Raw genomic sequence first — 24849 nt, 5'->3', positions numbered from 1 at the left:
ATCCAGGGCAACCAGTCGATCCAGGTGCGGCGCCCGCCCGCACACTGCGTGTCACTTCTGGTACACCGCTCGACGCGTCCGGGTTCCCATTCCGCCCGGACCTGTTTTGGACCAGCTCCAGGGCCAGCTCCAGGGCCAGCTCCAGGGCCAGCTCCAGGGCCAGCTCCAGGGCCAGCTCCAGGGCCGGCTCCAGGGCCACCTCCGGGACCAGCTTCGGGGCCGGCTCCAGGGCCAGTTCCGGCTCCCGGGCTAGGTCCCGGGCTCGTCGGCGGACCGGTCGGCGGACCGGTCGGTCGGCTGGTTGACGGACCTGGCGATCTCCACCGCCCGTGACCTGGACGCCACGCCCTCCAGCCGCAGGGTCATGTCACCCCCGTGCGTCCAGAGCAGAGTCGGCCCTGCGGTCCGCTGGGAGCGGGTGAACCGGTCGCCGTGCCCGTCCACCAGCCAGAGCTCCAGGAGATGAGGCTCGGGGAACCACAGCGCCTGATTCACATGGTCCGTGCTCGCGCCCAACGGCACCCACTCCGGCTGCTCCGACACCGTCTTGGTGAACGTCGGGTCCAGTTGCGCCGCGAACTCGTCCAGCCGGATCGTGTGCCCCTGCTCGCGCCAGCACAGGGTGACCAGGAAACGCCCCTTCGGCTCACGCGTCACCACCACCGCTCCCGGTGTCCCCAGAGCAGGGGGCACGAGGGGTGCGAAGCCCGCTTGCCGTCCGGCCTCGGTGAGTGTCAGTGAGGTGCCCTCGCAGCCGGGCACCTTCGCTCCGGGTGAGGGCACCGCCGACGGGTCGTACCGCACCTCGACCCCGCCGAAGCCGAACCAGTCCACCACCGCGGCCCGCACCGGCGGCGTGAGCACGAGGACCGTGAGCAGTCCGCACAGCCCCGCCGTCAGCGCACGCCAGCGCGTCCGGGCCCAGCGGCGCATCCCGCGGAGCCGCTCGCCGCGGGTGGGAGGCTCGGCTGCCGGGACCGGGACCGGGACCTGGGCAGGGGCAGGGAACGGGACGATAACGGGGACCGCGACCGTTAGCCGCTCGGCGAGTATCTGCTCCAGCACCCGCTCGACCATCGACTCGCTTCCGGCCGCCCCCGGCTGATCCAGCGAGCGCCCGAGCGCCCGCAGCTCCTCGGGCAGCCGCGAGGAGCCCTCCTGCCCGCGGTCACGGTCACGCCCGCGTTCGCCCTCACGGTCATGCCCGCGTTCGCCCTCACGGTCATGCCCGCGTTCGCCCTCACGGTCATGCCCAGGCGCACCGTCATGCCCCCGGTCACCCTCCGGCCCACGCGCACGCCGACCCCGGTCACCGGAGGACGAATCCGTGCCCCCAGGCTCGTACGGCTCACTCATGCTCATCACCTCCCTCCATGGACTTCCGGTGATTGCCAGGCTCGAAGTCCGGCAGTAGCTGCTCCAGCTTCCGCAGGGCGCGGTTGAGCCGGGACTTCACCGTGCCGCGGGGCCAGCCAAGGGCCTGGGCCGTCTCCGACTCGTCCATCTCCAGGAGATAGCGGTAGGTGACGACGAGCCGATGGTCCTCGCTCAAGCGGTCCAGGGCGGCCAAGAGTGCCGCGCGGCGCTCTATCTCCAGCGCCGCGACCGCAGGGTCCGCCGCATCCGGTATCAGCGGCTCCGCCTCCATGAGCGCGGCCTCGCGGCCGGCCAGTGTCCGCTGGCGCACCGCCGTCCGTACTGTGTTCCTCGTCTCATTGGCGACGATCGACAGCAGCCACGGCTTGAACGCCGCGCCGTCCCGAAAGCGCCCCAGCGAGCAGTACGCCTTGATGAAGGCCTGCTGCACCACGTCCTCCGCGTCCGCACCCGCCCCCAGCGCCTTGGCCGCCCTGATCGCGATGCCCGTATGGGCGCGCACCAGCTCCGCGTACGCCTCCGGCTCCCCGGCGCGTACCCGTGCGATCACCGCGGCCTCGTCGACGACGATGCGGCCCCCCTCCCGCGTCCTCACACTCTTGCTACACCGCCCGAGCCCAATCGGTTCCCACCTGTTCCCGAGCAATGAGAGTCACCTGAGAGAATGGGCCCCATGGCCTCTGATCGTCCCCGCGTGCTCTCCGGAATCCAGCCCACCGCAGGCTCGTTCCACCTCGGCAACTACCTTGGCGCCGTCCGCCAGTGGGTGGCTCTGCAGGAGTCCCATGACGCGTTCTACATGGTCGTCGACCTGCACGCGATCACCCTTCCACAGGACCCCGCGGACCTGCGCGCCAACACCCGGCTGGCCGCCGCGCAGCTGCTCGCAGCGGGGCTCGACGCGGACCGTTGCACGCTCTTCGTCCAGAGCCACGTTCCCGAGCACACCCAGCTCGCCTGGATCATGAACTGCCTCACCGGTTTCGGCGAGGCGAGCCGCATGACGCAGTTCAAGGACAAGTCCGCGAAGCAGGGTGCCGACCGGGCTTCCGTCGGCCTCTTCACGTACCCGATCCTCCAGGTCGCGGACATCCTGCTGTACCAGGCCAACGAGGTCCCCGTCGGGGAGGACCAGCGCCAGCACATCGAGCTCACCCGGGACCTCGCGGAGCGCTTCAACGGCCGCTTCGGCGCGACGTTCACCGTGCCGAGGCCGTACATCCTCAAGGAGACGGCGAAGATCTTCGATCTCCAGGACCCGTCCATCAAGATGAGCAAGTCGGCGTCCACTCCGAAGGGCCTCATCAACCTCCTCGACGACCCGAAGACGACGGCCAAGAAGGTCAGGAGCGCGGTCACCGACACGGACACCGTCGTCAGGTATGACGCGGGGCAGAAGCCGGGTATCAGCAACCTGTTGACCATCTACTCGACCCTCACGGGAACCGGTATCGCCGAACTGGAGGAGAAGTACGACGGCAAGGGCTACGGTGCGCTGAAGACGGACCTCGCCGAGGTCATGGTCGACTTCGTTACGCCCTTCCGGGAGCGCACCCAGCAGTATCTGGACGACCCGGAGACGCTCGACTCGATCCTGGCCAAGGGTGCCGAGAAGGCGCGTGCCGTCGCCGCCGAGACGCTCTCCCAGGCGTACGACAGGGTCGGCTTCCTGCCCGCCAAGCACTGACAGCCGGTACGGCGGGGGTGCGGCAGGGGCACCGGGGTTATACCGGCTGGGCCGTCATGGTCGGCAAGTCCGCCAGGGATGTCAGGGCGCCAGGGATGTCAGGGCGCCAGGGCGACAGCAAGGCCGTAAGGCAGTACGAGACGAGTACAACACCCGCACGACAGCCGGGATCAGGCCGCACCGTCGTACAGTCGATAGCCGTACCAGCCAAGCGGTCACGCCTGCCCGCGAGGAACCGAGAAGAACCGATACGACGACAGGAGACGACGTGGGGACCGTAACGATCGGTGTGTCGATCGCGGTCCCGGAGCCTCACGGCAGCCTGCTCCAGGAGCGGCGTGCTGGCTTCGGTGACCTCGCGGCTTCCGGCATCCCCACGCACGTCACCCTGCTACCGCCGACGGAGGTCGACGACTCGGCGCTGCCCGCGATCGAGGCGCACCTCCTCGAGGTCGCGGCCGCCGGGCGCCCCTTCCCGATGCGGCTCTCCGGGACCGGCACCTTCCGCCCGCTGTCGCCCGTCGTGTTCGTGCGCGTCGCCGAGGGTGCCGAGTCCTGCACCTGGCTGCAGAAGCAGGTCAGGGACGCCTCCGGGCCCGTGGCACGCGAACTGCAGTTCCCTTACCACCCGCACGTCACCGTGGCACACGGAGTCGACGACGAGGCGATGGACAGGGCGTACGGGGAGCTCGCCGGGTACGTGGCCGCGTGGCCGTGCACCGGGTTCGCGCTCTACGAGCAGGGCGCGGACGGGGTCTGGCGCCAGCTGCGGGAGTTCGTCTTCGGCGGCGCGGTGGTGCCTCCGCAGGCCTGCGCGCCCGCTGAGCGCGACACCACACTGCCCGCGCGCTGACACTGACGGAGTCCGTCGCGGGCCCGCATTCGCTGCCGCTGCCGCTGCCGCTGCCGTGGGCGTGGGCGTGGGGCTTGGGGCGTTCCTGTGTTCGGTCTGCGCGTCCCGTACCGCCGACACGGGCTCCTGCTCGTGCGCTTTTGGGGTACCCGCACATTGGGTTTCCGAGGTGAGGGCAGAGTCAGATCATGGACTGGCTGAAAAAGCTTCCCGGCGTGGGACCGTTGGTGGTTCGCCTGATGGCCACGCACGCGTGGCGGTCGTACGAGCGTCTCGACCGGGTGAAGTGGACGCGGCTAGCCGCGGCGATGACCTTCATCAGCTTCGTCGCGCTCTTCCCGCTGCTCACCGTCGCCGCCGCGATCGCCGCCGCAACGTTGAGCAGCGAGCAGCAACAGGATCTCCAGGACAAGATCGCCGAGCAGGTGCCGGGCATCTCCGACCAGCTCGACATCAGCTCGCTGGTCCAGAACGCCGGCACGGTCGGTGTCATCGCCGGCGCCATCCTGCTGTTCACCGGCATCGGCTGGGTCGGTCAGATGCGGGACTGCCTGCGGGCGGTGTGGGAGCTGCCGGACCCGGAGGAGAACCCGGTCCTGGTCAAGCTCAAGGACGCGGGCATACTCATCGGGCTCGGCGGCGCCATGCTCGTCACCATCGCCGCCTCCACCGTCGCGTCCACGGCGGTCGGCTGGACGGCCCGCCAGATCGGTATCGACGAGAACGGCTGGGGCGGTGGTCTGCTCCACGTCGCCGCGTTCGCTGTCGCCGTACTCGCCGACTTCCTGCTCCTGCTGTACCTCCTCACGCTGCTGCCCGGCGTCCAGCCGCCGCGCCGTCGGCTCCTCGTCGGCGCGCTGATCGGCGCCGGCGGGTTCGAACTGCTCAAGCTGCTGCTCAGCGGCTACATCAGCGAAGTGGCGTCGAAGAGCATGTACGGCGCGTTCGGGGTGCCGATCGCGCTGCTGCTGTGGATCAACTTCACCGCGAAGCTGCTGCTGTTCTGCGCCGCCTGGACGGCGACGCAGAGCGAGGAGGACGTGGCCGAAGACGCCGAAGACGCCGAGAACGCCGAGAACGCCGAAGACGCTGAAGACGCCGAGAAGGCCGAAGACGCCGAAGTCAGCGACGGCGGCGCATCAGGTCCGGCAGCGGCCAGCGGCGGTTGACGAGGAAGCTACCGGCCGCGATCAGTACGAGGAGGCCGCCCGCGACGGCCAGGGCGATCCCTACGCCGCTCGAACCGCCGTTTGCCCCGGCGGACGCGGCCACCGGCTTTGAGGACGCGGTGTCGGTACCTGGCGTGGTCGCGTTCGCGCTCGGCTGTGCGCTGGTGTCGACGCCCTGGGGCGGCACCAGTTCGCCCACCGGCTCGACCTTGCCCGCCGCCTGGAAACCCCAGTCCAGGAGCGCGGCCGCCTCCTTGTAGACCTCGTTGTGCTCGGCCTTCTCCGGGTTCATGACCGTGACGAGCAGCACCTTGCCGTTGCGCTCGGCGACGCCGGTGAAGGTGGCCCCCGCGTTCGTGGTGTTGCCGTTCTTCACACCTGCGATGCCTTGGTACTGCGAGATGTCGCTGTCACCCGTGAGCAGGCGGTTGGTGTTCTGGATCTCGAAGGAACCGCGGGTTGTCTTGCCCTTTTTGTCCTTCGTCGTTTCGCCCGGGAACTTCGCCGACACCGTAGAGGCATACTCGCGGAAGTCCGCCTTCTGTAGCCCGGAGCGGGCGAACAGCGTCAGGTCGTACGCCGAGGACACCTGGCCCTTCGCGTCGTAGCCGTCCGGACTGACCACCTGCGTGTCGAGGGCCTGGAGTTCCTCCGCGTGCGCCTGCATGTCGTTGACCGTCTTGTCGACGCCGTCGTTCATGGCGGACAGGACGTGTACGGCGTCGTTGCCGGAGCGAAGGAAGACGCCGAGCCACAGATCGTGGACCGTGTACGTCTCGTCCTCCTTTATCCCCACCATGCTCGATCCCGCGCCGATGCCCGCCAGGTCGGAGAGCACGACCTTGTGCTCCGTGGTCTTCGGGAACTTCGGCAGCAGTGTGTCGGCGAACAGCATCTTCAGAGTGCTCGCCGGGGGCAGCCGCCAGTGCGCGTTGTGGGCGGCCAGGACCTCGCCGGACTCGGCGTCGGAGACGATCCAGGAGCGGGCGCTGATGTCCTTCGGCAGTACGGGGGCGCCGGTGCCGAGGTTCACCTGCGTCCCGGCCTTGCCGAGCCGTTCGCCGCCCACCGTCGACATGTTCGCCGGGGGTGTGGCCGAGGGGGTTGGGGACGGGCCTGCGTCCGCGAGCGCGAACGCTGGCGCGGTGAGGGAGAGGGACAGCAGGGTCGCGGAAGTGACCAGCAAGGGCCGCAGGGCGGTCTTACTGCTGGCGGACGGGGTCGAGTTGGTGGCGGGCACGGTCGAGAAATTACATGGCTCCGGCCGGGAAGTCCCATTCCCCTCCCCACCCCGGCGCCGGAGCCCGGTCGGTGACGGCGATACTGAACCCATGAAGCTCACCCGCCCCGTCTCCTGGTTCCTGGTCGCCTTCGGGGTGTGGAGCTGGGTCATCTGGATCACTTTCATCAAGAATCTGTTCAAGGACGGCAGCGGGCTCGCGTTCGACGACGCGGGCGATCCGACGGCGTACTTCTGGGTGCACCTGACGCTCGCCGTCGTCTCCTTCGTCTTGGGGACGGTTGTCGGGGGCATCGGGTTGCGCGGGGTTCGCGCCTTGCGCCAGATGTCGTCGGACCAGGCGTCGTCACACCAGACGCCATAACGGGGGTACGACACCGTGGTCGTTGTCTTTGTGGTCATTCTGGTGGCCGTGGTGGCCGCGCTCGGAGCACTGCACTGGTACGAGTGGCGCCGCGTGGTGCACGATACGACCCGCGCGGCGGGGCCGGCCCGGCGCCTGGGCACCGTCGTGTTCGTCGCCGGGCCCGTGCTGATGGTCACGGCTCTCGTCGCCGAGCGCGGCGGTGCGCCGTTCTGGCTCCAGCAGACGCTGGCCTGGCCCGGGTTCCTGTGGCTGGCGCTGTTCATGTATCTCGCCCTGAGCCTGCTGGTGGGGGAGGTCGCACGGCCGTTGCTGCGGCGGTTCCTGTCGCGGAGGGGGACCGGCGCGCCTGCTACGACTGCTGAGGCCGCCTCGCCCGCGGTTGTCGTCGGGTCGGGGCCGCACCGGAGCATCCGTCCTCGGTCAGGCGCGGAATCGGCTGCTTCGGAAGCTGACGGTGTTGACGCGCCAGCCGCTGCGGGCGGACGTTCCGGTACGTCCCCTTCGGCCGGTTCTGCGGGTGCGGGTGGTGGGCCGTCTCGGCGGCTCTTCGTCTCCCGTGTGGTGGGGGGTGCCGCGGCTGCTGCCGCCGTGGGCACGGTCGGGTACGGGACGTACGGCGTCCTGCGTGGGCCCTCCGTCAAGCGGGTGACCGTGCCGCTGGCCAGACTGCCGCGCTCCGCGCACGGGTTCCGGATCGCGGTGGTGAGCGATATCCACCTGGGGCCGGTTCTGGGCCGGGGCTTCGCGCAGAAGGTCGTCGACACCATCAACGCGACCCAGCCCGATCTCATCGCGGTCGTCGGCGACCTGGTCGACGGCAGCGTGAAGGACCTCGGGCCCGCCGCGGCACCCCTCGCCCAGCTCAGGGCCAGGCACGGGGCGTTCTTCGTCACGGGCAACCACGAGTACTTCTCCGGTGCCGAGCAGTGGGTCGAGGAGGTACGGCGGCTCGGGCTGCGCCCGTTGGAGAACGCGCGCGTGGAGCTGCCCGCCTTCGACCTCGCCGGGGTGAACGACGTGGCGGGCGAGAGCGAGGGGCAGGGTCCCGACTTCGCCAAGGCGCTCGGCGACCGGGACACGACACGGGCCAGCGTCCTGCTCGCCCACCAGCCGGTCCAGATCCACGACGCCGTCCGGCATGGCGTCGACCTCCAGCTCTCCGGCCACACCCACGGCGGGCAGTTGTGGCCCGGCAACTTCGTCGCGGACCTGGCGAATCCGACCCTGGCGGGGCTGGAGCGGTATGGAGACACGCAGTTGTACGTCAGCCGGGGCGCGGGCGCCTGGGGGCCGCCGACGCGGGTGGGGGCCCCGTCGGACATCACGGTGGTCGAACTGGCTTCAACGCAGGCCTGACAACTTGGAGAGGGGGAGGGCGGAGGGCAGGGCAGGGCAGGGGAGGGGGAGGGCAGGGCACGGGAGGGTGTCGGCGGGAGCAGGTCGCGCCAGCTCTTCGCCTGGGCCGTGGTATCCCTTTGCTGCCGTGTGTGCCGGCATCCCGGGCGCCTGTGCCGGGGCAGTGGTCTCCGCCGGTTGGTCTGCTTCCGTCGGTGACGTCGGCCCCCGGGACATGAAATAAGTAAGTGGGCGTGCCCTGGCTTTGAATGGACTGGCGTCGGCGGACGTATTGGTCAGGGTGCGGCGCCGACACCGGGCCGCCTTGACGGGTGGGCTTTAGGAGGAACGGTGACGGATCTCGCGCAGCGAGAAGTGGCTCTGCGGATCTACCCGCCAACTCTGGGCGTCGTGGTCCAAGCGGCCGTTCTGGTTCTGCTGGGGGCGACAGTGGGACTCGGCGTAGCCGGTTGGCTCGTGGGGCTGGGGTATTCCGTTGTTACGTGGGTCTTGCTCTCGCGCGCGCTGCAACAGCCCGACGTTCACCAGTGGGGACCTGCTGACAGCGTCACCTTTGGCAGGCTGATCCTGACCGGGGGTGTGGCGGCTCTTGTCGCCGACTCCGTTGGTGGAGACGCGTATCGGCCGGTGCTGATCGGATTGGCCGCACTTTCCCTGATTCTTGATGCCGCAGACGGTCAGGTAGCCCGCCGAACAGGCACCGCGTCGAGATTCGGTGCACGGTTCGACATGGAGGCGGACTCCGTCCTGGCCATTGTCCTGAGCGTCTTTATCGCGACGTCTCTCGGTTGGTGGGCCGCTGCGATCGGGCTTTTCCGCTACACCTTCGTGTTGGCATCATGGGCGATGCCGTGGCTGTGTGCCCCGCTGCTGCCTCGAATGTCGCGGAAGGTTGTGGCCGCTTCCCAAGGTGTTGTGTTGGTTGTCGTCAGTGCGGGGCTCCTCCCTCTGGAAATGGCGCAGGTTTGCGTTGCGCTCTCAATTGGCACGCTGGTCTGGTCGTTCGGCATCGATGTGGCGTATTTGTGGAGGCAGTCGGCGCGGAAGCGGCTGACGAGACTGCGTACGGCTGACCTTGAGTTTGTGTTGCGGTAGCTGGTGGCGAAAGCCCCTCAACTTTTCTCTGTGAGGTCTGCGCGGGGGCGTGGTCCGGCCGATCAGGTCGCGGAGCTGCCGCGGTGTTTTGCCTGGTGGTGTCGGTCGGTCGGGGTGGTACGACCGTAAGAGCCGTTACGCGGCTGCGTCTTGCGACGACAGGCAGTAGATGTCGCCAGAGTTGGCCTCGTGTGGCAGCGCCAGGATGTGAGCGGCCATCGTCTCGGACGAAACCCACTCATCGAAGTTCAGCTTCATGCTCTCGCCCATGGACACGTTGAAGAGCCCGAACCCCAGTCCCGTCACGCGGTCCAGGCAGCGCTGCGCGACCGCACGTTCGATCGTCGTGAATTCGAACGACAGTGCAGGCAGTGGACGGCTGAGTCCGGACAGTACTGAGGCTTCGAAGCCCTCGACATCTATCTTGGCGAATGCCGGCGTACCGTATGTTTTGATGAGACCGTCGAATGTGACGACCGGCACGTCCATTTCCGCGTCCCATACCTGGTCCTGCCAGCCACCTGCTCCGTCGGCGGCTTTTATGAATTCTGCCGATGCCGTGGACACTGTGGGATTGAGTGAGTTTATGTAGAATTTCGTCGCTCCCTCGTGTGCGCCGCACACGGCTTCGACGGATATTACGTCCTCGTCACCTGCATAGATTTCACGGATGGCGCGGATGCACAGCGGTTGCGGCTCGACGGCTGTCACACGTGCCCCCAGTCGGCGAAAACTGCCAATGCGATCGCCGACGTGGGCGCCGATGTCGAAAACCAGGTCGCCGGGCCGCACGAACTGTGCGTAGAAAGCGTCCATTGCCGCATCCTGCCCGGCGTTCCCGTAATAGAAATTAAGCGACCGGTGGATGGGGGAAGTGGTCGGATCGGCTTTTAGGGATTCCAGTGCGTCATTGTTGAAGTCCATGTGGGATTGTACCCCGGCGCAGGCCCTGTTCGATGTTCAATAAGGTAGGTGCCGGCGTTATGTACTGTCCGGGGGGGGGAGGGGGATGGCGGACAATTCTTGAAAGGCTGAGCCTTTCTCATTCCTCATTCCTCATCTCGGTGGGGGGTGAGGGAGCTCCGCTCGTCGGCGGGAGTGGGAGTGGGAGCGGCAGTGGGAAGCGCGGGTTGGCGGTGTGGGCGTCTACCGGCTGGTTCCGGCCAGTCGGCAGGACGCGTGGCGGGGCCTCGCAGCGGCACGCGTCCGGGAGTTGCCTGACGCCGTGGCCCGCGATGTTCCGCTGATTCCCCAGTGGCGGCGCAAGGAGTATGTACTCAGCAGTGAGGACGTCGGCGGCGGCCGGTATCCGTCGGGCGGACCGGGGTCCTCCGCCTCTGGCGGCTGAGCTGGATATGACAACCGACGTGATCTCGTGGGTATGACAGCTGTCGTGATCCCATGGGTCGGCACTCATCCGAGTGACATCGCGTCCCTGCCCAACGCAGCACCATGTGTCGGAGGTGTGTGCGGGGTGAGGAGCAGATGTGCTGAGACGCAACTCATTTCGGCTGCCCAGGCATCCGGCGTCCGTCGGTCTCGCCCGGCGCCGGGTACGGGACCATCTGGTCGACTGGGGTCACGACACCGATGACCCGGCACTCGCGGACGCCGTCCTGCTCGTCTCGGAGCTGGTGACGAACGCCGTGCGCCACGGCCCCGTCCTTGAGCGGGAGTTCGAGGTCGCGGTGACCGCCCTCGCCGACGGCTCCTGTTTCATCGAGGTCTCCGACGAGGGCTTCGCCGAGCCCCGGCTGCGGACGGTCGCGGAGTGGGAGGAGGCCGGGCGCGGCCTTCACCTCGTCGAGAGCCTGGCCGAGGCGTGGGGGGTGTGGAGCCGGGGGCGCTACGGGAAGACGGTGTGGGTGCTGGTGTCGGCGTCCGACTGACCCGGGGTCCGACTGACCGGCGTCCGGCTTACAGGCGTCCGGCTTACAGGCGTCCGACTGGTCAGCGTCCGGCTTGCCGACGTCCGTATGACCGGTCACCGGTCATACGGACGTCGGTCACTGGTCATCAAGGGGTCGGCGTGGAACCGTACGCCGTCATGAACCGGTCGCGGAAGTCGCTCATCTTCCAGACCGGGGTGGTCCCATTGGGCTGAAGCCCGTCCGTCCAGCCCCAGTCGGCGATCTTGTCGAGGACCTTGGGATCCTTGGCGACGATCGAGACCGGCACGTCACGGCTGGCGTTGTTGCCGCTGACCCGGGCGATGGGCTGATGGTCGCCGAGGAAGATGAGCACGGTGTTGTCGTTGCCGTACTTCACCAGGTAGTCGATGAGGCTGGTCACCGAGTACTGGATGGACTTGCCGTACTCCTCCTTCGACCTGGTGGAGTTGGTGAGGAGCTCCGCCGGGTCCGTGCCCGCCTTCTCGATGGCGTCGTAGACCGAGCCGTCGCCGACCTGGTCCTGCGGGACCATCTTGGGGATCGGTCCCCAGGGCTGGTGGCTGGAGGTCAGGATGATCTCCGACATCAGGGGCTTGTCCTGCTGCTTGCCGTGCTCCAGGCGTTCGAACGCGGTCAGGGCGTACTGGTCGGGCATGGTCGACCAGCTGAACTTCGGGCCCTTGTAGCCGAGTTCGTGCGAGTCGTACACGTTGTCGAGGCCGAAGAACTTTGCTTCCGGCCAGGTCTTCTGGACGCCCGGCATGATGCCGACCGTGCGCCAGGCGCCCGTCTTCTGGAAGGCGCTGGTGAGGGTCATGTGGTCGCCCGTGCTGACGGTGCGGTAGCGCTGCTGGTTGTTGATCCACAGGCCCGACAGGAAGGTGGAGTGGCCCAGCCAGCTGCTTCCGCCGTACGTCGCCGAGGTGAGCCAGCCGCTCTCGGCCGCGAACCCCGCCTTCTGTAGCTTCTCGTTCTCGGCGGTGAGGGTCGCGGTCACCCCCGGCGAGATCAGCGGGTCGTCGATCGCGCTGCGGCCGTAGCTCTCGATGAAGGTGATCATCATGTCCTTGCCGCGCAGGTCGGTCAGCAGCTGGTCCGGCGGGGTGTCGGCGAAGATGTCCTTCTTGGCCACCTTGGCGAACTCCGCCTCGTCCCGCAGGGTGTCCTGCACCGACTCCGCGCGGAGACGGACGAGATCGGCCGCACGGCCGGCGGCGATCGGCAAGTCGGGCGTGAACTGTAGGCCGAGCGCCGCGCAGGTGATCCAGACGGTGCCGAAGGCCAGGGTCGTGCGCGTCGCGGCGGCGGTGTGCCGGGCCATGACGTTGCTCAGCCGGACGACCGCAAGCGTCATGACGACGAGCACGATGAAGACGAGGGCCAGAGCCGCGACGACGGTGGCGAGTGTGCCGGTCTTGCCGATCGTGTCCTGGAGGTACGTGTGCGCGTCGCCGAACAACGTCCAGTCGAGGACCAGGTTGAAGTCCCGCCCCAGGTACTCCCTGAAACCCATGTCGAGGAGGTTCAGGACCATTTGCACGCCGAGGGCCAGCCCCGCGAGCACCGCCACGATCACACGCGGCTTGCGTGGAAGGGCGATCAGAACCGCGGCGCCGAAGATCGCCTCCACCGGGATGCGCACGAAGGCGCGCGGGACCATGCCGATGATGGTGTTCGACATGAGCAGGGTGAACAGTACGAGCGCGGCGGCGAGCGCGGTGGTGGTCCACGACACCGCCGTCGCGGCAACGGGGTACCTGTCACGCCAGCCGCGCCACACGCGCCAGCCACGCCCACCGAGAGCCGGGGCCGCTTCAGGTGTGGGTTCGGGGGTCGGTTCGGTGGCGCCTTCCGCTGCGGTTTCGGAGGTGGGTTCGGTGGCGCCTTCGGCTGCGGTTTCGGAGGTGGCTTCGGCAGTGGGTTCGGGTGCGTTTTCGGGGGCGGGTTCCGCGGCAGGCTCGGGCGTTGCTTCGGGGTTGGGTTCCCCAGCTGCCTCGGGCATCGGCGCGGGAGTTGCTTCCGCAGCAGGTTCGGGAGCGCGTTCGGAAGTGGGCTCCGGTGCGGACTCGAGAGCGGCTTCCGTAGCGGTTTCCGTAGTGGGTTCGGAGGTGGGCTCCGGTGCGGACGCTGCCGTGGGCTCCGGTTCCGACTCGGCCGTGCCGCCCGCCGTCGCCTCGGAGGTGGCCTCCGGCGTCGGCCCCTCAGGCGTCGGCCCCTCCTCCGGAGGTGCCTGTGTCTCATCCGTCGTCTCGCTCGTTTTCGGCAGCTGGCGAGAGCTCGTGTTGAACGACAACCCGGCGGTCCTTCCGTGCGAAACGCTGTGCTGGTGCGGAGGATGGCGGATCAGCGTGAACAGGCCAGGCCGGTACCACCTGCATTTGTGTACGGCACGGTGTCGGCCCCCGTTCAATCATCCAGGTCCGCTTCCGGTCAAGCGGGTCACCGTATCTGGTCAAGCGGGCTCACCAGCACCAGTCAGACCCACCCAGATCATCAAACCGGCACAGGTCGTCAGACCCACCCAGATCATCGAGCCGGCACAGGTCATCAGCCCCACTCAGGGCCACCGGACCTAACCGCCTCACCACCTCCACGCGGGCCAACCGCGGGCCCGCCACGGGCTCAGACCCGCCACGGCCTCAGGCCCGCCGCCGCGCAGGCAGCACCACCGTCACCGCCAACCCCTCACCCGGCGACGTCCGCACCGCGACCTCGCCCCCGTGCGCCGTCACCACCCCCTGCACGATCGCCATGCCGAGCCCGCTGCCGGCCCCGCCGCCCGCCCGGAAGAAGCGGTCGAAGATACGTGCCGCGTCGTCCTCCGCGAGCCCGGGACCCTCGTCCGCGACGCACAGTCGTACGACGCCGTCCGCACGCTCCAGACCGAGCCGCACCGGCACCTCCGCGGGCGTATGAGTGCGTACGTTGCCCACGAGGTTGCCCAGAACCTGCCGCAGCCCCGACTCGTCGGCGTGCACGAGGAGGGTTCCCTCGGCGCCGACGGTCACCGGGCGGCAGGGCTGCTGGGCTCGCAGGTCCTCGGCCGCGTCCCGTACCAGACGGCTCAGGTCGACGTTCTTGAAGCGGAGTTCGGGTCGCTGGTCGAGGCGGGCGAGGGTGAGGAGTTCGTCCACGAGGCGGCCCATGCGGTCGGCCTCCGCGTGCATCCGGTCCCAGGCCCGTCTGCGCTCGACCGGATCGGGCAGCATTCCCTTCTCGATCAGCTGGAGATAGCCGCGGATCGCCGACAGCGGGGTGCGCAGTTCGTGCGAGGCGTCGGCGACGAACCGGCGCAGCTGGGCCGCGCTCTGCTCACGCGTCCGGTGTGCCGACTCGACCTGGTGGAGCATGGAGTTGAGGGCGATCCGCAGCTGCTCGACCTCCTGGGTCGGATGGCGGTTGGAGGGCACCCGCCGGGTGAGGTCGCCCTCGGCGATCGCCGACGAGGTCTCCACCATGTCCTCCAGCGGCCGCATCCGGCGCCGCACGCTGAACATGGTCAGGCAGCCGAGCAGTGCCAACAGCAGTGTTCCCATGGCCACATCGAGCTTGAGCGCCTTCGCGATGCCGTTGTGCAGCCCGTCGGTGGAGGTGGCGAGCAGGACGTATGTGCCGTCGGCGAGCCGTGCCCCCGTTGTCCGGTAGGCGGCGCCCTGCACGGTGATGTCGTGCGGTTCGGGGTCGTCGGTGAGTACGCGCGGGTCGTCCACGGCGGCGGCCAGAGCGAGCTGGGAACCGGTCGGTTTGAGGCCGCCGATGCTGACGGCGGTTCCGTCCCCGTCGACCGCCGTGTAGATCGAGTCAGGCGTCGGCGACCTGTCCGACTCCGGTACGAGCCGGTCGCGTATGAAGGCCAGCGCGCTCAGCGAGTCGATCTGCCGCATGGTGAGCTGCGAACTGCCCAGTGAGTCACGCGTCTTGGCCAGATCCGTGTCGATCTGGTCGAGCAGATAGTGCCGCATGCCCATCAGGCTCACCGCGGTCGCCACGATGATGCCCAGGGCCAGCAGCGCCACGTTCGCGAGCGTCAGCCCGCCGCGCAGCGAGTGGACACCGTGGTGGTGACAGCGGGATCCACCGGTCCTCACGGACGGGATCAGGGCGCCCCAGATGCTCATGCGAGCCCGTATCCGACGCCCCGCCGGGTCTCGATCACCGGCGGACCCAGTGGTTCGAGCTTGCGCCGCAGATAGCTGATGTACGTCTCCACGACGGTCGACTCGGCCGAGTGCTCGTACTGCCATACGTGGCGCAGGAGTTGCTCCTTGGGGACGATCCGCCCGCCGTTGCGGACCAGGAAGCGCAGCAGGGCGTACTCGGTGGGGGTGAGCTCCACCGTGTGGTCCCCGCGGTGCACGCGGTACGTCGTCTCGTCCAGCTCCAGGTCGCCGTACCGCAGGGGCGGCCGCTCCGGCAGGACGTCCGCCGGGCGTGTGCGGCGCAGTACGGCTGTGATCCGGGCCACGACCTCGTCGATGTTGAACGGCTTGGTGATGTAGTCGTCGCCGATGGCGAGCGCGCCCACGATCTCGGCGGGCGCGTCCCGTGCGGTGAGGAACACGACCGCCAGGTCCGGCTGGCGTACGCGCAGTTCGCGGCCGAGCGCCCGGCCGTCGCCGTCCGGCAGCATCACGTCGAGCAGCGCCGCGTCGGGGCGGGTGCGCTCGGCGAGCGTGAGTGCCTGGCGGACGGTGCCCGCCACCATCACCTCGAAGCGGTGGTAGCGCAGGGCGATGGTCAGGACGTCCGCGATGCTCGGCTCGTCCTCGACGACGAGGACGGTGGCTCCCTCGTGAGCGGTCATGCCCCCCAGTATCCGTGCCGCCACTGACAGCGGGGCCGTTCCGCCCCTTGGAGTTCCTTGAGAGTCATTGGAGTTCCTTGAGAGTCATGGGCGGGCGCTGCCGTGCACCGGGAGGTCTCGACATCCTTGGTGCTCAGGACCCGGGGGACCCGACAAAGGAGCGTTGAGCGTGGCGACATTGGCGCGGTGGTGCTTTCAGCACCGGCTGGTGGTCCTGTTGCTGTGGGTGGGGGCGCTGTTCGGACTGGGCTTCGCGGGTTCGGCCGCGGGCACGAACTATGCGGAAACTTTCTCTCTTCCCAACACGGACTCCAAGCGTGCGTACGACCTGATGGAGAAGGCCTTCCCCGAGCGGGCGGGCGACACCGACACGGTGGTGTGGAAGGTCGACAGCGGATCGGTGCGGGACGATTCCGTACGATCCCGGATCGAGCCCGCGCTGGCCGAGATCGGCAAGATGAAGGGCGTCGGCGACGTCACCGATCCGTACGCGGCCGGGGGAGCCGCGCAGATCAGCAAGGACGGGCGGATCGCTTACGCCCAGGTCACCTTCGCCGAGCAGGCGAACGCGGTACCCAAGGAACTGGTCCAGGACGTCGTCGACACCGCGCAGGGCGTCGAACAGGCGGGCCTCGACGTGGAGTTGGGCGGCCAGGCGATCCAGCGCGTGCAGGAACCGCCGAGCGGACTGGCCGAGTTGGTGGGCGTCGGAGCGGCCGCGATCGTGCTGTATCTGGCCTTCGGCTCGTTCCTCGCCATGCTGCTGCCGATCGGTATCGCCATCTTCGGCGTGGGCACCGGCATGTTCTCGACCCAGCTCCTCAGCCATGTCACGAACGTGCCCGAACTCGCCTCACTGCTTGCCACGTTGATCGGCCTCGGCGTCGGTATCGACTACGCGCTGTTCATCGTCACCCGGCACCGGCGCGGTCTGATGCGCGGCGAGAAGCCGGAGGACGCGGCCGTCACGGCCCTCAACACCTCCGGCCGGGCGGTGCTGTTCGCCGGCGGCACGGTCGTCATCGCGCTCGCCGGAATGCTGGTGATGAACCTGCGCTTCCTGGACGGTGTGGTCATCGGCACGGCGGTCACCGTCGTACTGAGCGTCCTCGCGGCGATCACGCTGCTGCCCGCGCTGCTCGGCCTGCTCGGCACCCGGGTGCTCAGCCGCCGCCAGCGGCGCAGGCTCGCTGCCGAGGGACCGCAGCCGGACCGTACGAGCGGCCTGGCGGTGCGCTGGTCGGCGACCGTCGAGCGGAACCCGCGGAAGGTCGCCGCGCTGGCCGTCGTCGTCATGGCGGTCCTCGCGCTGCCGTTGCTGTCGCTCCGGCTCGGTACGACCGACCAGGGCAACGACGACGCGTCGTCGACGACCCGGCAGGCGTACGACCTGCTGGCCGAGGGCTTCGGCCCCGGCTTCAACGGCCCCCTCCAGGTGGTCACGGAGAGCCCCGACACCGCCGCCCTGGTCACGGGCATCCGCGCGACCGAGGGCGTCGCCCAGGTGGTCGCCCTGCCGCCCGGCCAGGGCGTCACGGTGATCCAGGTGGTGCCGACCACGTCACCGCAGTCCGTCGAGACGGACGAGCTCATCGACACCCTGCGCGAGCAGGTGATCCCGGACGCGGGCGTCAGCGCCCATGTCGGTGGCGTGACAGCGGTGTCCAAGGACTTCTCGTCCGTGACCGCGGAGCGGCTGCCGTACTTCATCCTGGCCATCATCGGTCTGGGCTTCCTGCTCCTGATGATCGCCTTCCGCTCCCTCGTCGTACCGCTGACGGCGGCAGTGATGAACCTGATCGCGGCCGCCGCGTCCTTCGGCGTACTCGTCGCGGTCTTCCAGTACGGCTGGGGCCTGGACCTGCTGGGTCTCGGCAAGGAAGGCCCGATCAACTCCTTCCTGCCCGTCATCATGCTCTCGCTCCTCTTCGGCCTCTCGATGGACTACCAGGTGTTCCTGGTGAGCCGGATGCACGAGGAATGGGTGCACACGAGGGACAACGCACGGGCCGTGCGAGTCGGCCTGGCGGAGACCAGCCGGGTCATCAACTCCGCCGCCCTGATCATGGTCTGCGTCTTCCTGGCCTTCGTACTGAGCGGCGACACCGGCGCCGCGATGGCAGGCGTCGGCCTGGCGGCGGCCGTCGCACTGGACGCCTTCATCCTCCGTACGGCCCTGGTGCCGGCGGCGATGCATCTGCTCGGCAACTCCAACTGGTGGCTGCCCGCCGGACTGGAGAAGCGGCTGCCGCACCTCGCGGTGGAGCCGAAGGAGGACGCGGACGCCGCGTCTCCCACGGCCTCGGCCGGTACGACGGTGGTCCACGGCTTCGTCCGCGACGGGGAGGGCGCGCCGGTCGAGGACGCGGTCATCCTGCTGCTCTCGAAGGGCGGCCGCCAACTGGACCGAGTGAGCTCACTGGCCGACGGCTCGTACATCGTCTCGGCGCCGGCCCCGGGCACGTATCTGCTGGCGACGACGGCACCCTCGTACGCGCCCCGCGCCCGGCACGTCGTCGTGACCGACGAACCGCTGGTGCACGACGTGGAGTTGGCGGACGGGGAGGTCGACGCGGTGACCTGAGGTGAAGGGAGGGGCGGGCTTCTGGAGCCTTGGGTACAACGCTCCAGAAGCTCGCCCCTCAGTGCTTCTTCGCGGGGTCGGGCAGCGCCCTCGTCATCCCCGGCAGGAAGTCCGTGAACAGCTCGTGCACCTCGTGGACGAGGGGCCGCAGGATACGGAAGCGGGCCAGGGAGACGCCGCGCGCGGTGAGGCGGGCGCCGCGCTCGGCGAGCCGGTAGCTGCGCTCACGCCCCTCGGTCCGGTCGAAGACCCAGTACAGGACGAGCCCCATCTGGGAGAGCCACATCAACTCCGGCAGGGCGTCGCGGAGTTCCGCCGGCACCTTGGTCTTCGCCCCGGACAGCACCTCACGGTGGACGCTGATGGCCTCCTCGCGCGCGTGCTCCGACTCGGGGGAGAAGGGGCTGAGCGGGCTGTCCGGGTCGGCGGCGTTCTTGAAGAACTGCACCGCGAACTCGTGGTAGGGCGTCGCGATGTCCAGCCACGCCCTCAGCACCCCGCCCAGCCGGGCCTCCAGATCGGTCTCCCGGTCCAGGACATCGCGGGCCGCCGCCCGGTGCTCGGCCGCGATCCGGTCGTAGAAGCCCTGGATCAGGTGCTCCTTGCCGGCGAAGTAGTAATAGGCGTTGCCGACGGAGACCCCGGCCTCCTGGGCGATGGCCCGCATGGTCGTCTTGTCGTAGCCCCGTTCCACGAACAGCCGCATCGCGGTCTCCAGGATCAGGGCGCGGGTCTGCTCGCTCTTGGCGAGGCCCTTTTCAGGACCTTTCTCCGGTGGGAGCGCTTTGTCGGAGCCGGGGCTGTCTGTCGGTGCGGGCACGGTAGGAGCCTAACGAGTGGAGCAGGTGCCGCTGTCGCAGCCGGGAGGGTTGTACGTCCAGCCCGCCTGGGGGTGGTACGCCCATCCGTCGCCCCCGCCCCCGTAGTAGAGGCTCCCGCCCGTCTTGTGGCCGGCTCGCCACTTGGCGGCGGCGAGCATCGCGCCCTTCGCGAGACGCGCACCCGCCGGGGTGCTCAGCCGATGGGCGAGCGCCCGCTGCTCACGCAGCGCCCAGAGGCAGACGACCCAGGCGGCGGACCCCCGGTAGACCTGCCCGCTGTCCCCCACGACGGTGATCTCTTCGAGGGTGGCCCGGTGGTCGAGCGAGGGGAACGCGCCCCGGGCCTCCTCGGACCCGGCCGGCACGAACCGGAGCGGCACCAGTTGCGGCTGCTTCCCGAGCCAGTCGCGCACGAAGGAGCAGAGCGAGCACTGGGCGTCGTACAGGACGGTGAGCCCGAGGACCGGGACGCGCGCGGCGTCCCGGTCCCGGGTGGCTGGAATGCCGGCCATCGGGCTCACGCCCCGGCCGGCGGAGCGATCCAGTCCGTCGGCGTGACGGGCGGCAGCTGCTCCCGCTCCATGACTCCCCGGCGCCGGATCTTGTTGAGCACGTACACGTTGCCGAGGTGCATGACCCCGAGCACGAGCAGCACCACACCGAGCTTGGTCGACAGGGCCTCGAAGATCCCGCGGGCGTCGGCGATCTCGTCGTTCCCGTTCAGATAGAGCGCGACGAAGCCCAGGTTGATCAGGTAGAAGCCCACCACCAGCAGGTGGTTGACGGCATCGGCGAGCTTCTCGTTCCCGTGCAGTACGTCGGCCAGGAAGATCCGCCCGTTCTTGCTCAGCGTGCGCGCCACCCAGATGGTCAGCGCGATGCTGACCAGCAGGTAGATGACGTACGAGACGACCGTGAGGTCCATGTCCCCACCCCTCCATGCTTTCTTGAACGCGTTCAAAAACGCTGTCGAGGAAGAATGTAGACCTGCTTTTGAACATGTTCAAGTCGGGGTGGGGCGGGCTGGGGAGGGTCAGGCCTGTCGGCTGAGCTCGGGGCGCTTGCTGTAGTCCGTGAGGCCGACGACGTTGCCCCAGGGGTCGGCGATCTCGACGGTCCACCCGGTCGCGCCGGGGAAGGGGGCGTCGAGGGTCTCGACGCCCGCCGCGGCCAGCATCCCGGCCACGGCCCGCGCGTCCCGTACCTCCAGCCACACCCGCACCGAGGCCCAGACCGGCGCCCGCCGACTCAGCTCCTCGTCCAGCCGCAGCAACAGCCCTGGCGTCTCTTTCCCCACCTTCAGCAGGGCGATCCCGGCCTCGTCGAGCCGGAACGCGACCGGGAACCCGGCCCGCTCGTAGAAACCCACGGCCTCGTCGAGGTTCCCGACGGGCAGAAGCACGTTGTCGAACCCGAGCAGCTCGTATGACTCATCATCTGACATGTCGTCAGATTAGGTGGGTACGCCTCGGGGGCCTCGGGGGCTGACCGTGGGGGTCACCCGATGGGGGGAGGCGGGCGACATTCCCCTGGGTACGCTGAATCGACAGGCGAGACTCCGTCGTACGGGAGCAACCATGAGCGCCGCATCCGGGGACGGGCTCGACGACGAGCCGCCGTACCGCTGGCCGAGCCCGCCCCCGACTGGGAGGGACCCGCGGCGACCCATCCGCGCCGCGCTCGGTGCCCACGGGCAGTGCGGGAGGGGAATTCCTCAACGGGGCTGGGTTCTTGGGCGAGTTGTTCACCCTTTACCCGTTGGCCAAGGACTGGAATACGATCGGCAACGGTGGGTGCGTGCCGTTCGCGGTCGGTGACTGCGGGTCCCCGTATGAGAGGTAGCCGTAGCAACCTGACGAAGGGTGATGAAGGGGAATTCGCATGGCCAGAGAAGTGCTGACCGTGTGTCTGCAGCCCCTCGCACCTGGGGCGGTGCGGCAGGCGATCGCCGAGGCCATCGCTCCCTTCGACCGCAACGGCGAGGGGAAGGATCTGCCGCCGGGTGAGTGGGACGCGTGGTGGATGGGAGCCGCAGGCCGGGAATTCTGGATCAAGCCCGGGTTCGAAGACGACCCCCGTCTGATCCGCGAATACGAACCGGCGCGCGTGAGTAACGCCCACGTCATTCCGCCGGCCCGATGTTCCGGCGGTCCCGTGGGGCTGCTGGACATCGACGGGCAGAGGTCCCAGGCTGCCGCGGAGGCGAACACCTTGTGGCGTGAATGGGAGGAGTTCTCCTCGGGATTTCCACCCGCCCGCAGTCTCGATGACCTCATCGCCGAGGAGCCGGAAGCAACGTACCTACACGCAGGACCCGCCTGGCACCGGTACGTGGCCCAGCCCGTGATGCGCGCGGTGCTGGACGACCACGCCCTGCAGGCCCGCTTCGGGCAGCGGGCGGTGGGAGACTTCAGTGTCGGACGCGAGCGTTTTGTGCACCGCAAGGCATACGCAAGCCTCGCCCATGACGGCTTTCTGACCCTTGATGGAAAGTGGAGCGCCCCGAATTCGCATCCGGATCATGAGTATGCCGAGGCCTTCAATCGGTATATTGACGCTCTGCCTCCGGGCATCGTGTTGGTGAACATCAAATATCACACGTGACCACCCAAGTGACTGGTGGACCGACGTACACCGGACGCGGTGAGCTTTTCTCCAGGCGGGTCGCAGCCAGCAGCGAGTGGAGAATCGGGGCCCGAAGGGCGAGGGGGCAGGTACTCACCCGGTACCGCGTACGCGACCTCGTCCTCGACTGCGTCGAGCTCGTGGGCTCCGCACTGGTCACCGACTCTCTTGCCTGTACGAGGGATCCCGTTGCCGTCAGGCTCGCACGCGCCGCGACCGGTGGTCGGCGACCACCATCGCCGCGGCGCGCGTACGAGACCGCTACTGCGGGAAGTCCGCCCGCAGCTCCGGCTCCGTGGCGGACCCGGTCGTGATGCCGGTCGGGCCGGCCGGCAGCAGGACGCTCGGGGTGTCGCTGTCCGAGATGAGGAGGTCCGCGTCGCCGTCGCGGTCGAGGTCGCGGAGGCGGACGTACAGGCCGAACATGGAGTACTGGCCGGCACTGCCCGGGACGCCCGCGGACGTGCGGGTGAACCACTGGGAAGCCGTGCCGGTCAGGCCCGTCTTGCCGCCGCGCAGGACATGCACACCACCCGCGTACGTGACGGAGCCGACCTTCTCCTCCGGGACGCCGACCGCGAGGTCCGGGTAGCCGTCGCGGTTGGTGTCGCCCGCGGAGAGCGCGTAGCCGAAGCCGTCGTTCTTGGTAGCGGCGGTGGCGATGCCCGAAGTGGACTGGGTGAGGCGGTAGTTGGTGGTGGGGCCGCTCGCACCGCCGCGTAGGACCACGACGGAGCCCGCACCCTTGTTGTACGGGGTGTCGCTGACGGCCAGGTCGCCGTAGCCGTTCTTGTCGAAGTCCGCGATGACGCCGGTGGGGCTGTAGTCCGGTGAAGAGGCGTTGTACGTCGTGAACTTGCCCGACTTGACCGTGGTGCCGCCGCGCAGGAACCAGGCGGCCTGCGTCATCTTGTCGTTCTTGTCGATGTAGCCCTGGCCGAGGACGTACAGGTCCGTGGCCTTGTCCTTGGTGACCTTTCCGGCGACGAGCGCGGTCGGTTCGAGGATGTCGGCCACGCTCGGGCTCGGGACGTGCTTGGTCACCTTGCCCGTCGTACCGGACTTGGCGAAGCCGCCGCGGTAGATGTACGTCGTAGTCGTGCTGTCGGCGACCGCCAGGTCCGCCTTGCCGTCGCCGTTGAAGTCGCCGGTGGCGAGGGAGTCGCCGAATCCGTAGTACGAGTGGGCCGTGACGGAGAGACGGGTCGCCGACGAACCCAGGCCGGACGGCGATCCCCACACGATGGTGACCGCGCCCGCCGCGACCTTGCCGCTCACCTTCTCGCTGTGGTCGCCGACGGCGAGGTCGGCGTATCCGTCGCGGTTGAAGTCGGCGTTCGCGAGGGAATGGCCGAAGCCGTCGCCGTACCCTCCTGCGTCACCGGCTGTACCGGGAATGCCCGCGCTGTTCTGGTTGAACGTCTTCACCTTCGTGCCGGGGCCCGTCGCGGTCCCGTACGTCACGGTGACCGATCCGCTGTCACCGACCGCGTAGTCGCGGTAGCCGTCGCCGTTGAAGTCGTCCGCGTACTTGGCGGGGGTGGCGGCGGTCGCGGTGCCCGTCGTGACAGTGAGCAGGCCGGCGGTCAGCGAGGCGGCCACGGCCGTCGCGAGGACGAAATGACGGGTCCTGCGTGGGGCGTTTCTTGTCAACTGTGTGCGTCTCCTGCGGTGCGCGGGGCCTTTCGGCGGTCCGCAGCGAACGGGGACACCCGTCCGGCCGGGTCATGACAGGCACGGCTGGGGCGGGCGTACACGGAAGACGTGTGGAGGGACGCAAGGGTTGTATGCAGATCCCCAGGTTTTCCGGAGTACGCCGGCCGGGCCCGGTACTCCGGACGCTCGTCGGGGGAGCCGACTTCTCTCCCGGCCACCCACTCCTGCAATATGACCGGCAGTCCTGTTCGGTCATTTGGCCTTCAGGCCTGTCCAGCGGCCCGCGCACCGAGATGCAGGAGTGAACACCTTGACCGAGCAGCCCCAGCCACCCCAGCAGCCGCAGCAGCCCCCGGACCAGCCGCCCGGCTACGGCTACCCGAACCCCGGCCCCGGCTCCGTCCCGCCCGGCGGGCCGAACCCGTACGGGGCTGGCCCGGCGGGTGCCTATCCGCCGCCCGGTGACTATCAGCAGCCGGGCAGCTACCAGCAGCCGGGCCCGTACGGCTACCCGCAACAGGGCTATCCGCAGCAGGGCTACCCGATGGGTGCCGTGCCGCCCGGCATGTACACGGGCGACCCCAACGCCCCGTACGGCTACGACCCTTACGGCCGCCCGTACTCCGACAAGTCGAAGATCGTCGCGGGGATTCTCCAGCTCACCCTCGGAACCCTCGGCATCGGGCGCTTCTACATCGGCAACGTCGGCATCGGGATCGCCCAGCTCTTCACCTGCGGTGGTCTGGGCATCTGGGCCCTGATCGACGGGATCCTCCTGCTCACAAGCAACACCGGCACGGACTCGCAGGGGCGGATCCTGCGTGGCTGAGCCCGCCGCCGGGCGAGGTGCCGGGCCGGCGACCGTCCTGCGGCACCCGGCGACGGCACCCCTCGCGGTGTTCGTCGCCGGGGTCGCGGGCGCCGACTATCTCTACGGCACCAATCCGCACGAGCCGGGTCACCTGCTGCCCCAGTGCCCGTTCCGCTACCTCACCGGGCTGCTCTGCCCGGCCTGCGGCGGCACCCGCATGGTGTACGACCTGATGCACGGCCAGTTCTCGGCGGCCTGGCACGACAACAGGGTGCTCCTGCTGGCCTCCCCGTTCGCCCTCGCGCTGTTGGGGCGCTGGTTCCTGGAAGGGATACGCGGGCGCCGTTGGCGGCCCACCCTCAGTCCCCGGGCCCAGGCGATGGTGCTGGTGGTGGCCGTCGCGTGGACCGTGGTCCGCAACGTCGCCTGAGTCGGGCAACGCGCGGCGGGACAGCCGTGTTGAGGCCGTAACCCTCGCAACTGCCCGTCAGCCACGGCCTTACGCGCAATTT

Annotated in this window: 24 protein-coding genes; 12 read left to right on the top strand and 12 right to left on the bottom strand. The window is 68.9% G+C overall.

Annotation, left to right across the window (positions count from 1 at the left end; all coding sequences use genetic code 11):
• Positions 1–106: 106 nt before the first annotated feature.
• Positions 107–253 carry a hypothetical protein gene (locus tag ACIPC1_RS30100; RefSeq protein WP_402522576.1) on the top strand — a complete coding sequence of 49 codons (147 nt, stop codon included), beginning with the start codon at positions 107–109 and terminating at the stop codon, positions 251–253.
• Here the strand turns inward: ACIPC1_RS30100 and ACIPC1_RS30095 are convergent.
• On the bottom strand, positions 250–1356 hold the full coding sequence (locus ACIPC1_RS30095) for a hypothetical protein (RefSeq protein WP_402522574.1): 1107 nt from the start codon (positions 1354–1356) through the stop codon (positions 250–252). The two genes, ACIPC1_RS30100 and ACIPC1_RS30095, sit on opposite strands and share 4 nt — an antisense overlap.
• Entirely contained in the window at positions 1349–1972 is a 624-nt protein-coding gene (locus ACIPC1_RS30090; protein WP_402522571.1) for an RNA polymerase sigma factor, read from the bottom strand. Before ACIPC1_RS30090 ends, ACIPC1_RS30095 begins: the two co-directional genes overlap by 8 nt.
• Before the next feature lie 78 nt (positions 1973–2050).
• Here ACIPC1_RS30090 and trpS point away from each other — a divergent pair, with 78 nt between their 5' ends.
• The 3 genes from trpS (at position 2051) to ACIPC1_RS30075 (ending at position 5086) form a co-directional block, all read left to right on the top strand.
• Positions 2051–3064, top strand: coding sequence for a tryptophan--tRNA ligase (gene trpS, locus ACIPC1_RS30085; protein ID WP_402522569.1), 1014 nt, complete (start codon positions 2051–2053; stop codon positions 3062–3064).
• Positions 3065–3332: 268 nt separating this feature from the next.
• Positions 3333–3917 (top strand): 2'-5' RNA ligase family protein, encoded by a 585-nt coding sequence (locus ACIPC1_RS30080; RefSeq protein ID WP_402522567.1) that lies wholly within the window; start codon positions 3333–3335, stop codon positions 3915–3917.
• A 188-nt stretch (positions 3918–4105) separates the two neighbouring features.
• Positions 4106–5086 (top strand): YihY/virulence factor BrkB family protein, encoded by a 981-nt coding sequence (locus ACIPC1_RS30075; protein WP_402522565.1) that lies wholly within the window; start codon positions 4106–4108, stop codon positions 5084–5086.
• Here the strand turns inward: ACIPC1_RS30075 and ACIPC1_RS30070 are convergent.
• Positions 5040–6479, bottom strand: coding sequence for a D-alanyl-D-alanine carboxypeptidase (locus tag ACIPC1_RS30070; protein ID WP_402522563.1), 1440 nt, complete (start codon positions 6477–6479; stop codon positions 5040–5042). The genes ACIPC1_RS30075 and ACIPC1_RS30070 overlap by 47 nt on opposite strands.
• Here ACIPC1_RS30070 and ACIPC1_RS30065 point away from each other — a divergent pair.
• From ACIPC1_RS30065 to ACIPC1_RS30055, 3 genes are all read left to right on the top strand, one after another.
• Positions 6418–6690 (top strand): SCO4848 family membrane protein, encoded by a 273-nt coding sequence (locus ACIPC1_RS30065; protein ID WP_402522560.1) that lies wholly within the window; start codon positions 6418–6420, stop codon positions 6688–6690. The two genes, ACIPC1_RS30070 and ACIPC1_RS30065, sit on opposite strands and share 62 nt — an antisense overlap.
• 15 nt (positions 6691–6705) lie before the next feature.
• On the top strand, positions 6706–8049 hold the full coding sequence (locus ACIPC1_RS30060) for a metallophosphoesterase (RefSeq protein WP_402522557.1): 1344 nt from the start codon (positions 6706–6708) through the stop codon (positions 8047–8049).
• 330 nt (positions 8050–8379) lie between these two features.
• On the top strand, positions 8380–9144 hold the full coding sequence (locus ACIPC1_RS30055; RefSeq protein WP_402522554.1) for a CDP-alcohol phosphatidyltransferase family protein: 765 nt from the start codon (positions 8380–8382) through the stop codon (positions 9142–9144).
• Between the two features lie 135 nt (positions 9145–9279).
• On the opposite strand, the gene ACIPC1_RS30050 is transcribed toward ACIPC1_RS30055, so the two are convergent.
• Positions 9280–10068 (bottom strand): FkbM family methyltransferase, encoded by a 789-nt coding sequence (locus ACIPC1_RS30050; protein ID WP_402522551.1) that lies wholly within the window; start codon positions 10066–10068, stop codon positions 9280–9282.
• A 563-nt stretch (positions 10069–10631) separates the two neighbouring features.
• Here ACIPC1_RS30050 and ACIPC1_RS30045 point away from each other — a divergent pair.
• Positions 10632–11033 (top strand): ATP-binding protein, encoded by a 402-nt coding sequence (locus ACIPC1_RS30045; RefSeq protein WP_402522549.1) that lies wholly within the window; start codon positions 10632–10634, stop codon positions 11031–11033.
• Positions 11034–11160: 127 nt separating this feature from the next.
• Here the strand turns inward: ACIPC1_RS30045 and ACIPC1_RS30040 are convergent, their stop codons facing one another.
• The 3 genes from ACIPC1_RS30040 to ACIPC1_RS30030 all read right to left on the bottom strand — a co-directional run bounded on the left by ACIPC1_RS30040 (position 11161) and on the right by ACIPC1_RS30030 (position 15840).
• Positions 11161–13038, bottom strand: a complete 1878-nt coding sequence (locus ACIPC1_RS30040) for a sulfatase-like hydrolase/transferase (protein ID WP_402522547.1) — start codon at positions 13036–13038, stop codon at positions 11161–11163.
• A gap of 637 nt (positions 13039–13675) precedes the next feature.
• Complete coding sequence (locus ACIPC1_RS30035; protein WP_402522545.1) at positions 13676–15154, bottom strand: ATP-binding protein; 1479 nt, start codon at positions 15152–15154, stop codon at positions 13676–13678.
• The gene (locus ACIPC1_RS30030) at positions 15151–15840 is read right to left on the bottom strand and encodes a response regulator transcription factor (RefSeq protein WP_402522543.1); all 690 of its coding nucleotides are present in this window, start codon (positions 15838–15840) and stop codon (positions 15151–15153) included. Before ACIPC1_RS30030 ends, ACIPC1_RS30035 begins: the two co-directional genes overlap by 4 nt.
• A 178-nt stretch (positions 15841–16018) precedes the next feature.
• On the opposite strand from ACIPC1_RS30030, the gene ACIPC1_RS30025 reads away from it, so the two are divergent.
• The gene (locus ACIPC1_RS30025) at positions 16019–18424 is read left to right on the top strand and encodes an MMPL family transporter (protein ID WP_402522971.1); all 2406 of its coding nucleotides are present in this window, start codon (positions 16019–16021) and stop codon (positions 18422–18424) included.
• Between the two features lie 58 nt (positions 18425–18482).
• On the opposite strand, the gene ACIPC1_RS30020 is transcribed toward ACIPC1_RS30025, so the two are convergent.
• The 4 genes from ACIPC1_RS30020 to ACIPC1_RS30005 form a co-directional block, all read right to left on the bottom strand.
• Complete coding sequence (locus ACIPC1_RS30020; RefSeq protein WP_384379870.1) at positions 18483–19148, bottom strand: TetR/AcrR family transcriptional regulator; 666 nt, start codon at positions 19146–19148, stop codon at positions 18483–18485.
• A gap of 105 nt (positions 19149–19253) precedes the next feature.
• Positions 19254–19757, bottom strand: a complete 504-nt coding sequence (locus ACIPC1_RS30015; RefSeq protein WP_402522541.1) for a thiol-disulfide oxidoreductase DCC family protein — start codon at positions 19755–19757, stop codon at positions 19254–19256.
• Between the two features lie 5 nt (positions 19758–19762).
• Positions 19763–20170 carry a hypothetical protein gene (locus ACIPC1_RS30010; protein WP_402522539.1) on the bottom strand — a complete coding sequence of 136 codons (408 nt, stop codon included), beginning with the start codon at positions 20168–20170 and terminating at the stop codon, positions 19763–19765.
• 108 nt (positions 20171–20278) lie between these two features.
• Positions 20279–20689, bottom strand: a complete 411-nt coding sequence (locus tag ACIPC1_RS30005; RefSeq protein WP_402522536.1) for a VOC family protein — start codon at positions 20687–20689, stop codon at positions 20279–20281.
• A 437-nt stretch (positions 20690–21126) separates the two neighbouring features.
• Between ACIPC1_RS30005 and ACIPC1_RS30000 the strand changes: the two genes are divergently transcribed.
• Complete coding sequence (locus tag ACIPC1_RS30000) at positions 21127–21849, top strand: hypothetical protein (protein ID WP_402522534.1); 723 nt, start codon at positions 21127–21129, stop codon at positions 21847–21849.
• A 282-nt stretch (positions 21850–22131) separates the two neighbouring features.
• Here the strand turns inward: ACIPC1_RS30000 and ACIPC1_RS29995 are convergent, their stop codons facing one another.
• Entirely contained in the window at positions 22132–23523 is a 1392-nt protein-coding gene (locus ACIPC1_RS29995; RefSeq protein WP_402522532.1) for an FG-GAP and VCBS repeat-containing protein, read from the bottom strand.
• Positions 23524–23836: 313 nt separating this feature from the next.
• Between ACIPC1_RS29995 and ACIPC1_RS29990 the strand changes: the two genes are divergently transcribed.
• Both ACIPC1_RS29990 and ACIPC1_RS29985 read left to right on the top strand, forming a co-directional pair.
• Positions 23837–24355 (top strand): TM2 domain-containing protein, encoded by a 519-nt coding sequence (locus tag ACIPC1_RS29990; RefSeq protein ID WP_402522530.1) that lies wholly within the window; start codon positions 23837–23839, stop codon positions 24353–24355.
• Positions 24348–24767, top strand: a complete 420-nt coding sequence (locus ACIPC1_RS29985; RefSeq protein ID WP_402522528.1) for a DUF2752 domain-containing protein — start codon at positions 24348–24350, stop codon at positions 24765–24767. The genes ACIPC1_RS29990 and ACIPC1_RS29985 overlap by 8 nt, the downstream gene beginning before the upstream one ends.
• Positions 24768–24849 lie beyond the last annotated feature (82 nt).

It is taken from the genome of Streptomyces sp. NPDC087263 (assembly GCF_044744645.1).
Taxonomy (GTDB): Bacteria; Actinomycetota; Actinomycetes; order Streptomycetales; family Streptomycetaceae; genus Streptomyces.
This window is presented reverse-complemented; position numbering and strand designations above follow the sequence as displayed.